General features: G+C 59.9%; 14 protein-coding genes and 1 pseudogene. All 15 read left to right on the top strand.

Annotated elements, in window-relative coordinates:
- Window positions 1-8: 8 nt before the first annotated feature.
- Entirely contained in the window at window positions 9-926 is a 918-nt protein-coding gene (locus AAFF19_RS15955) for a peptidoglycan DD-metalloendopeptidase family protein (protein ID WP_008905958.1), read from the top strand.
- A gap of 47 nt (window positions 927-973) precedes the next feature.
- A complete protein-coding gene (locus tag AAFF19_RS15950) occupies window positions 974-1,948 on the top strand; it encodes an RluA family pseudouridine synthase (protein WP_246330935.1) in 975 nt (324 codons plus the stop codon).
- 147 nt (window positions 1,949-2,095) lie between these two features.
- Entirely contained in the window at window positions 2,096-2,851 is a 756-nt protein-coding gene (gene scpB / locus AAFF19_RS15945) for an SMC-Scp complex subunit ScpB (protein ID WP_182119759.1), read from the top strand.
- Entirely contained in the window at window positions 2,851-4,422 is a 1,572-nt protein-coding gene (locus tag AAFF19_RS15940; RefSeq protein ID WP_342720536.1) for a pseudouridine synthase, read from the top strand. The genes scpB and AAFF19_RS15940 overlap by 1 nt, the downstream gene beginning before the upstream one ends.
- A 92-nt stretch (window positions 4,423-4,514) precedes the next feature.
- The gene (gene ndk, locus AAFF19_RS15935; protein ID WP_008905954.1) at window positions 4,515-4,940 is read left to right on the top strand and encodes a nucleoside-diphosphate kinase; all 426 of its coding nucleotides are present in this window, start codon (window positions 4,515-4,517) and stop codon (window positions 4,938-4,940) included.
- A gap of 87 nt (window positions 4,941-5,027) precedes the next feature.
- Window positions 5,028-6,149: a 23S rRNA (adenine(2503)-C(2))-methyltransferase RlmN gene (gene rlmN / locus AAFF19_RS15930; RefSeq protein WP_182119757.1), complete on the top strand. Its 1,122-nt coding sequence runs from the start codon at window positions 5,028-5,030 to the stop codon at window positions 6,147-6,149.
- A 37-nt stretch (window positions 6,150-6,186) separates the two neighbouring features.
- A complete protein-coding gene (pilW, locus tag AAFF19_RS15925; RefSeq protein WP_008905952.1) occupies window positions 6,187-7,020 on the top strand; it encodes a type IV pilus biogenesis/stability protein PilW in 834 nt (277 codons plus the stop codon).
- Window positions 6,995-7,228 (top strand): annotated as a pseudogene (locus AAFF19_RS15920) (helix-turn-helix transcriptional regulator); the annotation flags it as partial. The gene pilW and the pseudogene AAFF19_RS15920, both read left to right, overlap by 26 nt.
- 150 nt (window positions 7,229-7,378) lie before the next feature.
- Window positions 7,379-7,927 (top strand): RodZ domain-containing protein, encoded by a 549-nt coding sequence (locus AAFF19_RS15915; RefSeq protein WP_246330933.1) that lies wholly within the window; start codon window positions 7,379-7,381, stop codon window positions 7,925-7,927.
- A 20-nt stretch (window positions 7,928-7,947) separates the two neighbouring features.
- A complete protein-coding gene (ispG, locus tag AAFF19_RS15910) occupies window positions 7,948-9,210 on the top strand; it encodes a flavodoxin-dependent (E)-4-hydroxy-3-methylbut-2-enyl-diphosphate synthase (protein ID WP_008905951.1) in 1,263 nt (420 codons plus the stop codon).
- A 154-nt stretch (window positions 9,211-9,364) separates the two neighbouring features.
- Window positions 9,365-10,630, top strand: a complete 1,266-nt coding sequence (hisS, locus tag AAFF19_RS15905) for a histidine--tRNA ligase (RefSeq protein ID WP_220459076.1) — start codon at window positions 9,365-9,367, stop codon at window positions 10,628-10,630.
- Between the two features lie 14 nt (window positions 10,631-10,644).
- On the top strand, window positions 10,645-11,337 hold the full coding sequence (locus AAFF19_RS15900) for a tetratricopeptide repeat protein (protein WP_182119754.1): 693 nt from the start codon (window positions 10,645-10,647) through the stop codon (window positions 11,335-11,337).
- The gene (gene bamB / locus AAFF19_RS15895; RefSeq protein ID WP_182119753.1) at window positions 11,334-12,500 is read left to right on the top strand and encodes an outer membrane protein assembly factor BamB; all 1,167 of its coding nucleotides are present in this window, start codon (window positions 11,334-11,336) and stop codon (window positions 12,498-12,500) included. The genes AAFF19_RS15900 and bamB overlap by 4 nt, the downstream gene beginning before the upstream one ends.
- A 13-nt stretch (window positions 12,501-12,513) precedes the next feature.
- Entirely contained in the window at window positions 12,514-13,857 is a 1,344-nt protein-coding gene (gene der / locus AAFF19_RS15890) for a ribosome biogenesis GTPase Der (RefSeq protein ID WP_182119752.1), read from the top strand.
- A 106-nt stretch (window positions 13,858-13,963) separates the two neighbouring features.
- Entirely contained in the window at window positions 13,964-14,218 is a 255-nt protein-coding gene (hfq, locus tag AAFF19_RS15885) for an RNA chaperone Hfq (RefSeq protein WP_008905947.1), read from the top strand.
- Window positions 14,219-14,248 lie beyond the last annotated feature (30 nt).

Genomic DNA, 14,248 nt, shown 5'->3' with positions numbered 1-14,248 from the left:
AATTGCTTATGTTCGTATCGCGTGGTCTTGTGGTTGGGTTTGCCGTGGCACTGGCGGGGCTGGTGCTCACCGGCTGTGGTACCCGGCTGAACAAGGCTCCAGTGGAAGATCGGGGCACATCCTCGTCCTCTCCAGCCAACCCCGCTGCACAGCCGGGCGTGGTGGTCGGTGCCCCTGTCAAGCCCCTTCCGGGCGCTGAAAATGCAGGCAAAGCGGGGTACTACACGGTCAAGCCGGGAGATACCCTGATTCGCATCGGCTTGGAAACCGGTCAGAGCTGGAAAGACATTGCGCGCTGGAACAATCTGGACAACGCCAACCTCATCGAGGTCGGGCAGGTGCTGCGGGTTGCGCCGCCCGCACCGGCCTCGCAGGCCGTGGCCTCGGACACCGGGGTCGTGACGCGCCCTGTGACATCGTCCACAGTGACTCCAGCGGCTCCTGCAAGCACCCCTGTCACGCCCGCAAGTGCCACAAAGCCTGCGGCGTCGGCGGCCTCTGGCGCGGTGGTGGCCGTCGCCCCCACCACCCCGGCAACGCCGCCTGCGGCGGCCGAAGATGACATGGCCTTCATCTGGCCTGCCCCCGGTGCGCTGATTGCAGGATTTGATGAGGCGCGCAACAAGGGGTACGACATTGCGGGCAAGGCAGGAGACCCTGTTCTTGCGGCTGCGGATGGGCGTGTCGTGTACGCCGGAGCCGGCCTGCGAGGGTATGGCAACCTCGTGATCCTCAAGCACAACAATACGTTTTTGACGGCATACGCCCACAACCAGACCTTGCTGGTCAAAGAGGACCAAGCTGTGCGCAAGGGGCAGAAAATTGCCGAAATGGGCAGTACGGATGCCGACCGCGTCAAGCTGCACTTCGAGATCCGGCGGCACGGCAAGCCTGTCGACCCCTCTCGCTATTTGCCTGCCCGTTGATATCCCCTGAGGCTCAACCGCCAGAGAGTGCGGTACCTTCTGCCGACCTGCTGAACGACGAGTCCGAGGGGCTGCCGGACGATTCTGGCAGCGAGATCCGCTCTGCCCGTGTGGGTGCCGACCGCCATGCTGCGCGGCTTGACCGGGCCCTTGCCGGCCTGGTGCCGGAGTTTTCTCGCAGCTACCTGCAGCAATTGCTGTCGCAGGGGTTGGTCCGGCTGAACGGCACGTTGGCCACCAAGGCGGCGACGCGAGTGAAAGCCGGCGATGAGGTGGTGCTGGAAATGCGCCCCACGCTGCAGAGCCAGGCGTTCCGGCCCGAGCCCATGCCCATTGAGGTGGTGCATGAAGACGGGCATTTGCTGGTGGTGAACAAGCCCGCGGGTCTGGTGGTCCATCCGGCACCGGGGAACTGGAGCGGTACCTTGCTCAACGGGTTGCTTGCTCGCGATGACAAGGCACTGACCGTGCCGCGTGCAGGCATCGTGCACCGGCTGGACAAGGACACGAGTGGTCTGATGGTCGTGGCCCGCGATCGTGCCACCATGGACGCGCTGGTGGCATTGATCGCAGAGCGCAAGGTGCAGCGCCAGTACCTGGCCATGGCCCACGGCGCATGGTCAGGCTCTCAGACCCGAACGGTGGATGCTCCCATCGGGCGCGATCCGCGCAACCGCCTGCGGATGGCGGTGGTGGATTTGGCCCTCCATGCAGGCAAGCAGGCGCGCACCGACATTCGCTACCTGGCGGGTACGGACAATGGGTGCTGGGTGCAATGCACCCTGCACACGGGGCGCACTCATCAGATCCGGGTGCACATGGCCTCCCTGAAACACCCTCTGGTGGGTGACAGCCTCTATGGGGGCGCTCCGATCGGGGCGATGCAGCGGCAGGCGCTCCATGCCTACCGCCTGGCCTTCGACCATCCCGTCACGGGCCAGGCGATGGAATTTCATGCCCCCGTGCCAGAAGACATGCGGCAGGCCCTTGCCTTGTGGGGGCTGGGCTACAATGCGCCCTGACGGCCAGACTGGCCTCAGCCCGAAGACGGAATCCCGCCGGGCTCTTGCGTCGCGCCAGCGCCTTTGCACAGCGCGCCATTGATTGCCCCCTGCTGTTGATGTGCCACCCGTTGCAACGCGTGGCACTTTTCCAGGAAACGCTGAAACATGAACACGGTGGATGCCAAAAGGGTCCTCGAAACTGCGTTGATCTGCGCGCAGCAGCCCGTCCCCCTGCGCGAACTGCGGGTACTTTTTAACGACGCCCTGGGGTCGGACACGCTCAAGTTGCTTCTGCTGGATTTGCAGCTGGAGTGGACGCAGCGGGGTGTAGAGCTGGTGCAGGTGGCCACGGGGTGGCGGTTTCAGAGCCGTCCCGAGATGCGCGAATACCTTGACAGGTTGCACCCCGAAAAGCCTCCACGCTATTCGAGAGCCACGATGGAGACACTCGCAATCATTGCGTACCGCCAGCCAGTGACCCGCGGTGATATCGAGGATATCCGGGGGGTGACCGTCAATAGCCTGATCGTCAAACAGTTGGAAGACCGGGGCTGGGTGGAGGTCATTGGCCACCGGGAAACCGTGGGTCGCCCCGCATTGTTTGCGACCACGCGACAGTTCCTGGACGACATGGGGTTGCAGTCTCTGGACCAGTTGCCGGTGCTTGACGACCCGTCAGGCAATGCAAATATGCTGGAAGCGATGGCCGCTGCTGCGCAGGGTGTCATAGAACCTGAGACTGAACCACAGGCAGAGGCCCAAAAGGCGGCTGTGCAAGCAGATATTCAGCAGCCACAGTCTGTGGAAGCTGTTGTTGCAGATGGGCCGGTGCCTTATGTGGATGATTTTTTTCAAACTGCGGAGACGGATCTCCGAGATGACGATGCCGATACCCAGGGTGGTATCCAGGGAAATATTTGATGAATGATTCGACCCCCGACGTTCCGACCGATCTGCCGGCCCCTGACCTTTCAGCGGACGCCTCTTTGCCCAAAAAGGCCGCTGCCAAGCGCGCTCCGCGCAAGAAAAAAGGCGAGCCAACTGTGGCCGTGGTGACGCCTGATGTGGATAACGTAAATGGACAGGGGGCTGCGGGAGCGGCTGCTAGCGCTGGGGAAATGGCACCAGAGCTGAGTCAGCCGGACGTGGTTGAAAGTACTTCGGTTGAACGTGAGCCTGCTGCAAGCTCTGAAGCTTCCCGCGCAGGCCACTCTGGCGCGCCCGGGAGCCGTGGAGACGCTGGGGCCAGGCCGTCGCGTCAGGATGGCGCTGCCCGCGAGAAGCGCAAGGCGGGTGCACCTGCAGTACAGGGCTATGAGTTTGAAGATGTGGTATCAGGGCGTTTTGACGCGGATGACGCTTCGGCAGAAGCTGCGCCTGCCAAGCGTGTGTTGTTGCCCCAGGTCGAAACACCCAAGCTCCACAAGGTGCTGGCGCAGGCGGGTCTGGGCTCGCGCCTCGAGATGGAGCAACTCATTCTGGAAGGGCGCATCTCCGTCAACAACGAGCCAGCCCACATCGGCCAGCGCATCCAGTTCGGCGATCAGGTCAAGGTCAACGGCAAACCCATCCGCTACCGCATCGACCCGCCGCCAGCACGTGTGATTGCGTACCACAAGCCAGTGGGGGAGGTGGTGACCCATGACGATCCCCAGAACCGGCCCACCGTCTTTCGCAAGCTGCCCCGGCTCATGCAGGGCAAGTGGCAGTCGGTTGGGCGCCTGGATCTGAATACCGAAGGCCTGCTGCTGTTCACCAGCTCGGGAGAGCTTGCCAACAAGCTGATGCACCCGCGTTTCGGTCTTGAGCGCGAATACGCGGTGCGTGTGCTTGGCGCCCTGAGCAATGAGGAAAAGCAAAAGCTGCTCGATGGCGTGCGCCTGGACGATGGCATGGCGTCGTTTGGTTCCATTGAAGACGGTGGAGGCGAAGGTTCCAATTGCTGGTACCGGGTCACCATTTCCGAAGGGCGCAATCGCGAGGTGCGCCGCATGCTCGAATCCGTGGGTCATGCGGTCAGCCGCCTGATCCGCATTCGGTACGGCGCCATGGTGCTACCGCGGGGGCTCAAGCGCGGCGCATGGCTCGAACTCGATGAGAGCGACATCCGTGCCTTGGTGCGGGCTGCGGGTGCCGGGCGGCCAGAAGCTGCCGATGGTCGTTCGGAGGAAGGGCTGGGGGCCGATGGCGGGCGGAGCGGAAACAAGCGCAACCGGGGACGCAATGGCCCGCGTGCGGGCGAGGGTCCGCGTCGCGACATGTCGCAGGGTGGGCCAGGTGGCACCCGCGGGCAGAAGTCCCGCCGTGATGGGGGGCAAGGTTTCGACCGTGGCAACAACACAGGCAGTGGAGACCGCCCCCGTGGCGCAGCGCAGCCCGATCCCATGAAGACTTCTGTGGGCTATATCGGCATGGACAGTCTCTCGCGGCATCGTCAGGACAAACGACGTCCCGGTGGGGGGGGGCCTCGACGTGGCGGGGGTGGGCGCTGATGCAGCGGATCCGTATGCAGTCTCACGGTTAGAATCGAGGGCTTTGTCCGGTGGACAAACGATTCACAGCAACATCAATTCAGGAAATCAATATGGCAATCGAACGCACTCTCTCCATCATCAAGCCCGACGCAGTGGCAAAGAACGTCATCGGTCAGATCTATGCGCGCTTCGAAGCGGCTGGTCTCAAGGTCGTGGCTGCACGTATGGCCCATCTGTCGCGCCTGGAAGCCGAGCAGTTTTACGCTGTGCACAAAGAGCGTCCTTTCTTCAAGGATCTGGTGGACTTCATGATCTCCGGCCCCGTGATGATCCAGGCCCTGGAAGGTGAAAACGCGATTCTGAAAAACCGCGAACTCATGGGCGCCACTGACCCCAAGAAGGCAGAAGCCGGCACCATCCGCGCCGACTTCGCGGACAGCATCGACGCCAATGCAGTGCATGGTTCCGACGCCGCGGAAACCGCCCAGGCCGAAGTCGCTTTCTTCTTCCCTGGCCTGAACATTTACTCGCGCTGATATGGGTGTCCCCATGCCTGTTCCCGCACACGTGGGATACCTGCGCCATGGGGACGACTGGGTTCGGCCCACCCCGGGGAGGGCGCAGTGACCACCAATCTTTTGGAATTTGATCTCGACGGTCTGGCGGCTTTCTGCCAGCAGTTGGGTGAAAAGCGGTTTCGCGCTACGCAGTTGTTTCGCTGGATCCATCAACGCGGCGCCAGTGACTTTGACGCCATGAGTGATCTGGCAAAGGCCTTGCGCGACAAGCTCAAGGGCTGCGCGCGTGTTGAAGCCTTACCCGTCATCTCCGAACATGTGTCCACGGACGGCACCGTCAAATGGCTGTTCGACGTGGGTGATGGCAATGCAGTCGAGGCGGTTTTTATCCCCGAAGATGACCGGGGAACACTGTGTGTTTCCTCGCAGGCTGGGTGTGCCGTGGGGTGCCGCTTCTGCTCAACAGGTCATCAGGGCTTTAGCAGAAACCTTACGACGGGCGAAATCGTTGCGCAGCTTTGGTTTGCTGAGCATTCCCTTCGCCAGCGCCTTCAATCCGGTGACCGCGTCATTTCGAACGTGGTGATGATGGGGATGGGGGAGCCGCTGCAGAACTACTCGGCCCTCGTGCCGGCCTTGCGCGTCATGCTGGACGACCATGGGTATGGTTTGTCACGCAGGCGGGTTACAGTTTCAACGTCGGGTGTGGTTCCTATGATGGACCGCTTGGCCCTCGATTGTCCTGTGGCGCTCGCTGTGTCACTTCATGCGCCGAACGATCCATTGCGCGACAACCTGGTACCTCTGAACCGCAAGTATCCCATCGAGGAGTTGATGGCCGCATGCAACCGGTATCTGGCTCATGCCCCGCGTGACTTCATTACGTTTGAATATTGCATGCTGGATGGTGTGAATGACCGGGTTGAGCATGCTCGTCAGCTGATAGAACTCGTCAAGCCGGCGCGCGGCGCGGGAGTGCGCTGCAAATTCAACCTGATTCCTTTCAATCCGTTTCCGGCCTCTGGGCTGTTGCGTTCGCCGCAAAATCAGGTACTGGCTTTCGCTAAGGTTTTGAGCGAAGCGGGTATTGTCACCACCGTGCGCAAGACGCGGGGGGATGACATCGATGCTGCTTGCGGTCAACTCGCGGGTGATGTCAAGGATCGCACGAGAGCGGCTGAGCGCATGGCGAAGCAGCGGACAATTTTGCTCAAACCGGTGACTTGATTCTGCAAGCGGTCGACATTATTCAAGGAGGCTCTACATGGTGGGATTGGCTGGACGCTGGCGGTACTGGGTTCGCTGGGCACTCATGGGGTGTGGTGTGGCTGCCTCGATGGCGGTCCTTCAGGGGTGCGCCACACAAAACGGTGCGCTGACTGCCGATGCCAACGCAGGTTTGATCACTCCGTCTGACGAGCCAGAAACGCGCCGACGCGCTCGCATCCGCCTGGAGCTGGCGTCCAACTATTTTGAGAATGGACAGACGGCTGTTGCGCTCGACGAAGTTAAGCAGGCCCTGGCTGCGGATCCCACGTATGCGGATGCTTTTAACCTTCGTGGCCTCATCTACATGAGGATGAATGATCTTGCGCAGGCGGATGACAGTTTTCGCCGGGCATTGGCTCTGAGAGGCGGAGACCCCAATTTGCTGCACAACTATGGATGGTTGTTGTGTCAGCAGCAGAAATACGCAGAAGCCGACCAGCAGTTTGGTCGCGCGCTCGCCAGCCCGGCGTACACCGCACGCAGCAAAACGCTGATGGCCAGGGGGCTCTGCCAGTCAGGTGCGGGAAGGTTTGCGGAAGCGGAAGACTCGCTGCTGAAATCCTATGAGCTGGATGCGTCCAACCCAGTGGTCGGCTACCATCTGGCCGCTCTTCTGTTGCGGAGAAACGAGTTGACGAAAGCCCAGTTCTATATTCGCCGCCTTAATAACAGTCAGTTCGCCAATTCTGAATCTTTATGGCTGGGAATCAAAGTGGAGCGTGCTTTGGGCGAAACAGTGGCCATGAGGCAGTTAGCGGACCAGCTGCGCAAGCGTTTCCCGGAGTCGCTGGAACTGGGTCTCTATGAGCGTGGGGCGTTCAATGAGTGAGGTAGTAGAGGCGACTGGCGTAACGGCGGGTGGCTTGTTGCGAGAGGCGCGACAAGCTTCAGGCATGCACATAGCTGCGTTGGCCGTGGCGTTGAAAGTGCCGGTGAGCAAGCTTGAAGCCCTGGAAGCTGATAACTATGGTGCCTTGCCAGATACGGTTTTTGTGCGGGCGCTGGCCTCGAGCATGTGCAGAACCTTGAAGCTGGACCCCGCCCCCATTTTGGCGCTTTTGCCGCAAAGTCAGAGCCCACGGCTTGCTACTGACAGCGCGGGATTGAACGCGCCGGTGAAGGGGGGGGGAGGCAGGACTTCCACCACAGCGTCCTTTTCGTCGAGTTCGACTTCCAAGTCTGTCACAGTGATCGTCCTGGCGTTATTGGTAGGCGCGTTGGTATTGGTATTTTTTCCCAGGCAGCCGCACAGCGTTACTGGCTCTGCAGCGAGCTCCTCCGATGGTCGGGGGCCTGTAATAGAGCCAAACGACGCACCGGCTACGCCATCGGCGGTCATCCCTGGAACATCGCAAGAGGCCCCCCTGGTGTCAGCGCCCGCGTCAAGTGCTGCTCAGTCTTCCGCAGTTCCCGCAAGCACGGGATCTTCCGTAATAGCCGGCCAGAGTGAGCCACCAGCCTCAACGCCAGGGGGTGTTAGCGGGGTGGTGTCTCCGCAGGGCGGTGTTTTGGTATTGCGTGCCCGCAGTGAGTCGTGGATACAGGTGCGGGATTCTGCCGGCGCTTCCGTGCTGCAGCGCAATCTGACGGCTGGGGAGTCCGTGTCGGTCACAGGACAGCTGCCCTTGAGTGTTGTCGTGGGTCGTGCGGATGCGACAGAGGTCCTGGTGCGTGGAAAACCTTTGGATCTGACAACAGTGTCGCGTGACAACGTAGCGCGCTTCGAGGTGAAATAGTGGATCAGCTTCCTTGCGAAATGCAGCCCGTTGCAGTTGCCTCCCCCTTGCCCCGGCGGTCGCGCCAAGCCAAGGTTGTCTGGGGCTCGCGCGTCGTTACCGTAGGGGGGAATGCGCCCGTACGCGTGCAGTCAATGACCAATACCGATACGGTGGATGCAATCGGTACCGCCATACAGGTCAAGGAACTGGCGCAGGCCGGATCGGAGTTTGTCCGGATTACTGTGAATACCCCCGAGGCAGCAGCGGCTGTTCCGTACATACGCGAACAGTTGGACCGCATGGGGGAGAGTGTGCCCTTGGTGGGGGATTTCCACTACAACGGACACCGGCTGCTGACTGATTTTCCGGATTGCGCGCAGGCGCTTTCAAAGTACCGCATCAATCCCGGCAACGTTGGCAAAGGAGACAAGCGGGATCGGCAGTTCGGCCAGATGATTGATGCAGCCATGCGTTGGAACAAAGCTGTGCGCATCGGTGTTAACTGGGGCAGTCTCGACCAAGAGCTGCTGGCTGACTTGATGGATGCCAACAGCCGTCGCTCTGCTCCCTGGGAGGCACGCCAGGTTATGTATGAGGCCCTGATTACCTCGGCCATTGAGTCGGCTCGACGCGCTGAGGAAATGGGCCTTGATGGTAATCAGATCATCCTGTCCTGCAAGGTCAGCGGTGTGCAGGATCTAATATCCGTGTACCGTGAGCTGGCGCGTCGCTGCGACTATGCGTTGCACTTGGGTCTCACTGAAGCGGGCATGGGAACCAAAGGCACAGTAGCGTCCGCAGCTGCATTGTCGGTGTTGCTGCAGGAAGGCATCGGTGACACTATCCGCGTTTCGCTGACCCCCCAGCCAGGCGAGGCGCGTACCCAGGAAGTGGTCGTCGCATCCGAGATACTTCAAGCTTTGGGTATGCGCGTATTTGTCCCGAGTGTCACGGCATGTCCAGGTTGTGGCCGTACGACCAGCACAACATTTCAGGATCTTGCCAAGCAGATTGATGACTTTCTGCGTGCCCAGATGCCGGTATGGCGTGTCCGCTATCCCGGCGTAGAAAACCTGCGCGTGGCAGTGATGGGCTGCATTGTCAACGGCCCCGGCGAGAGCAAACATGCCGATATCGGTATCAGCCTGCCAGGTACCGGGGAGGCTCCTGCAGCGCCCGTGTTCATCGATGGCGAGAAAGCGATGACTCTGCGAGGCGACAACATTGCCAATGAATTCCACCACATCGTGGAGCAGTACATCGAGCGGCGTTTTGGCGTCGCTGCTGCGGCATCGTCCTGAGTGCCGCACACCATGGCGTGATTGATGTGTGTCACCACCCCGAAATGGTGCGCGACTTCTGTCCAGAATTTGTCAGATTGAGAAAAGAACAGTTGTGAGTAACGAAAAAAGCGCTTCGTCGACCAAGCAGGAAAAGCTGGTGGCCGTGAAAGGCATGAACGATATCTTGCCCCCAGAATCTGCCCGATGGGAGTGGCTGGAGTCCAGGGTGCGTACACTCATGGCTCGGTATGCCTACCGCAATATCCGTACGCCAATTGTTGAGCCCACCGCCCTGTTTGTGCGGGGGCTGGGTGAGGTTACGGACATCGTCGAAAAAGAGATGTACTCGTTCGAGGATCGTCTCAATGGCGAACACCTTACCTTGCGCCCCGAATCGACGGCAGGCGTTGTGCGCGCAGTTGCAGAGCACTCCATGCTGTATGACGGGGGTAAGCGTCTCTATTACATGGGCCCCATGTTTCGCCATGAGCGCCCGCAGCGCGGGCGCTATCGCCAGTTCCACCAGATAGGGGCGGAGGCGCTGGGTTTCCCCGGGGCGGAGGTCGATGCAGAACTGATTCTTCTGGCCCATTCGCTGTGGCGCGAACTCGGTCTGCAGAATGTGCGCCTGGAGCTGAACAGCCTGGGTGAACCGCATGAGCGCAAGGCGCACCGGGCGGCCCTGATCTCGTATCTGGAACAGCACGTTGAGGTGCTTGATGATGAGGCGCGAAGACGTTTGTACAGCAATCCGTTGCGTATCCTGGATACCAAGAACCCTGCCATGCAGGCGGTCGTGGAGGCTGCGCCTCAATTGATCGATTTTTTGGGACCGAAGTCGCTCGCGCACTTTGACGCAGTAAAGACTATCCTGAGTGCCAACGATGTAGCCTGGACGGTAAATCCCCGGCTCGTTCGGGGAATGGACTATTACAACCTGACGGTCTTTGAATTTGTCACTGATCAGCTAGGTTCGCAGGGCACGATTTGTGGCGGCGGTCGCTACGACTATTTGATTGAACAGATCGGTGGAAAGGCGGCTCCGGCGGTGGGTTGGGCTCTGGGGGTAGAACGTGTCCTGGAACTGCTTAAGGAACAGACCAGCGTAGCCCCCCCCCTGGCGCCAGATGTATATGCTGTGATTCCGTCCGTCACGGCGCTCCCCGTGGCAGTGGCCGCGATTGAGAGTCTGCGGCGTTTGGGCATAAGTGTGCAGATGCATGCTGCCCCTGCGGGGAGTGATGGTATGGGCAGTATGAAGTCCCAGTTCAAGAGGGCGGACGCGAGCGGTGCACAGCACGCGCTCGTTTTTGGTGACGACGAGCTGTCCCGGGGGATGGTTGTCGTCAAGTCACTGCGCGATGGCATTGGGGCCCAGTCTGACCGTCCGCTAGATTCCGTGGCCGAGTGGGCTGCAACCCTACAATCCAATCGCTAAACAGAACACATTCCATGGCAAATCACCTTGATCTTGAAGAACAAGAGCAGCTTGACCAGCTCAAGCATTTCTGGAACACCTGGGGCACGCTCATCAGCTCTGTGCTGATTCTCGTAGCAGGCTCCTTGGTCGCTTGGAACGGATACCAGTATTGGCAGAGTCGGCAGGCTGGACAGGCCGCAGCTCTCTATGACGCTGTGGAGGTGGCCGCCCGGTCGGGTGATCCGGTGCGCATGTCACAGGCCTTTGCTGACCTGAAAGCCAAGTATGCGAGTACGACGCAGGCAAGCCAGGCGGGGCTGGCACTGGCCAAGACCATGGTGGAAGCAGGTGATGCCGACAGTGCCAAGGAGCCGCTTGCTTGGGTGGCCGCACAGTCGGGAGATGATGGTCTCAAGGCATTGGCCAAGGTGCGCCTGGCGAGTGTGCTGATGGATCAGAAAAACTACGATGACGCACTCAAGGAATTGTCTGGCAGTGCGCCTGTGGAGTTTGAAGCCGTTTTTGCAGATCGCAAAGGAGATATTTATCTGCTGCTGGACAAGCGTGCCGACGCTATTGCGGAATATACGAAAGCCTTGAAGGGCCTCGAGGAGGGTGTGGAGTACCGTCGCCTTGTGGAAGTCAAACTCGGAGCTCTGGGGGTTTCTCCGCAAGGTACGGCGGTCGCCGCTGCCGGATCCGCGGAAGGGGTGAAACAGCGATGACGTTCATTCGTGGAGACGGCCTGAAGGGCCTGGTTTTCGGCGTGCGTGGGGTCTGTTCTGCGGTCTTGGTCGCGATGTTGGCGGGATGCTCATTGTGGGGTGGAGGAAGCTCCAAGCCGGTGCCGGCGGATCTCGGAGCCAATGTTGCTGTCCTTGGCGTACGCCAAGCGTGGACTGCGCGCATAGGAAACGTTTCGGGGCTTCCGCTTGAGATCCATTCCGCGGGCAGTGTGGTAACTGTTGCTTCCTCCGACGGGGTTGTGGCGGCCATTGATGCCCGCACCGGCGGAGACCTGTGGCGTGTAGCTCTTTCGGAGCCGTTGTCCGCGGGTGTGGGAAGCGACGGCAAGTCGGCTGCCGTTGTTGCCCGTAGCAACGCCCTGATCGTTCTGGATGGGGGACGCGAGCGGTGGCGCCAGTCGTTGGGGGCGCAGGTTTTCACCCCCCCTCTCGTTGCGGGAGGGCGGGTATTTGTGCTTTCGGCCGATCGTTCCTTGTCTGCTTTTGATGCGTTGACGGGGCGCAAACTTTGGAGCCTGCAGCGACCCGGTGAACCCTTGGTTTTACGCCAGTCTGGCGTTCTGCTGGCTGCGGGCGATACCTTGGTTGCAGGCTTCTCCGGCCGTCTTGTGGGGCTAAATCCCGACAATGGGAGCGTTCGTTGGGAGACTGCCTTGGCTAGCGCTCGGGGTACCAACGATGTCGAGAGATTGGTGGAGTTGGTGGGACGTACCAGCCGGGTGGAACAATCCATCTGTGCGCGTGCTTTTCAGGCAGCAGTGGGTTGTGTTAACGCTGCGAGAGGTTCGGTGAACTGGACGCTACCCGCTAGTGGTGCTGAGGGGGTGCATGGTGACGGAGAGGCACTGTTCGGAGCTGAGAGCAATGGTACGGTGACCGCATGGCGTCGCGGCGATGGGTCGCGTCTGTGGTCGACTGACCGGCTCAAACATCGCAAGTTGACAGCTCCTTTGCTGTTGGGGCGCTCAGTGGTGGTCGGTGACGAAACAGGCCTCGTTCATCTGCTTTCCCGCACGGACGGTTCTCCTCTTAACCGCATCTCCACCGACGGATCTGGCATTGTTGCAGCACCTGCTGTGGCAGCAGATACGCTGGTCGTGGTTACACGCAATGGTGGAGTCTACGGATTCCGACCAGATTGAGGAATCTTATTTAATGAAGCCAGTTATCGCCCTCGTGGGGCGTCCGAATGTCGGCAAGTCCACTTTATTCAACCGTCTGACCAAGTCCCGTGACGCCATTGTTGCGGACTTTGCTGGGCTTACGCGTGACAGGCATTACGGCAATGGCAAGCAGGGTAAGCATGAGTACATCGTTATAGACACCGGTGGCTTCGAACCTGATGCATCAACCGGCATTTACAGAGAGATGGCCAAGCAGACGCAGCAGGCGGTGGCCGAGGCTGACGTGGTCATATTTGTCGTGGATGCGCGTGCCGGCGTGTCTGCGCAAGACCATGACATCGCGAATTACCTGCGTCGCCTAGGGAAACCTTGTGTACTGGTAGCCAACAAGGCAGAGGGCATGCTGGAGGGGGTGCAACTGGCCGAGTTTTATGAACTGGGTCTCGGCGATGTGTACCCAGTGTCTGCCGCGCATGGGCAAGGCATTCGTAGCTTGGTGGAGATTGCGCTGGAGCCGCTTCAACTTCCTGATCCGGATGATTCCGAGGTTGAATCTGACAAGAGCATCATCAAACTTGCCGTCGCTGGCCGGCCGAATGTCGGCAAATCGACACTGATAAACACTTGGCTTGGCGAAGAACGACTCGTAGCGTTTGACATGCCCGGAACAACCCGGGATGCCATCACGGTACCTTTCGAGCGCAACGGCCAGCGCTTCGAACTGGTGGATACGGCGGGGCTGCGACGCAAGGGCAAAGTTTTTGAAGCCATAGAAAAATTCTCGGTCGTCAAAACCCTCCAGGCCATTGAGTCAGCCAATGTGGTTTTGCTCTTGCTTGATGCCACACAGGGTGTGACAGATCAGGATGCGCACATCGCGGGCTACATCCTGGAAAGTGGCCGGGCGGTCGTTGTTGCTGTCAATAAATGGGACGCTGTGGACGATTACCAGCGCCAGTTGTTGGAGCGCTCCATCGAGACCCGGCTGGCGTTCCTGAAATTCGCGTCGTTGCATTTCATCTCTGCGAAAAAACGCCAAGGTTTGGGCCCGCTGTGGGCGTCCATTGCCCAGGCGCACAAGGCGGCCACATGCAAGATGTCTACGCCGGTGCTTACACGGTTGTTGCTGGAAGCCGTCCAGTTTCAGAGTCCGAAGCGTGCGGGCATGTTCCGACCAAAGATGCGGTATGCGCATCAAGGGGGCATGAATCCGCCGGTCATTGTCATTCACGGAAACTCTCTGGAGCATGTGACGGACGCCTACAAACGGTTTCTGGAAGGCCGCTTCCGCAAGGAATTCGACTTGGTTGGTACGCCCCTGCGGATTGAAATGAAAACCTCACATAACCCGTTTGCCGGGAAAGACGAGGTGTGATTTAAACGCGGGTAACACGAAGGGCCATGCCACAGCAACGGAGTTCAGTGCCGTTGCTGTGGTAAGGTGCTGGTTTACAACAACAGTTTTGAACACGGAGAATATCGTGAGCAATAAAGGCCAGCTTTTGCAAGACCCCTTTCTCAACGCGCTGCGTCGAGAGCATGTGCCGGTTTCCATTTACTTGGTCAACGGTATCAAACTCCAGGGGCAGATCGAGTCCTTTGACCAGTACGTCGTGTTGTTGCGCAACACGGTCACGCAGATGGTCTACAAGCACGCGATTTCCACCATCGTTCCTGGCCGTGCAGTGAACTTCACCACCGCAGACACCGCAGATGCAGACGGCAGCAACCCCTGAGGTGCTAGAGCGGTGTCTGACCTTCTTTGA

The organism is Acidovorax sp. FHTAMBA (assembly GCF_038958875.1).
Taxonomy (GTDB): Bacteria; Pseudomonadota; Gammaproteobacteria; order Burkholderiales; family Burkholderiaceae_C; genus Acidovorax.
The sequence above is the reverse complement of the archived record's forward strand: the minus strand, read 5'-3'. Positions and strand labels throughout refer to the sequence as shown.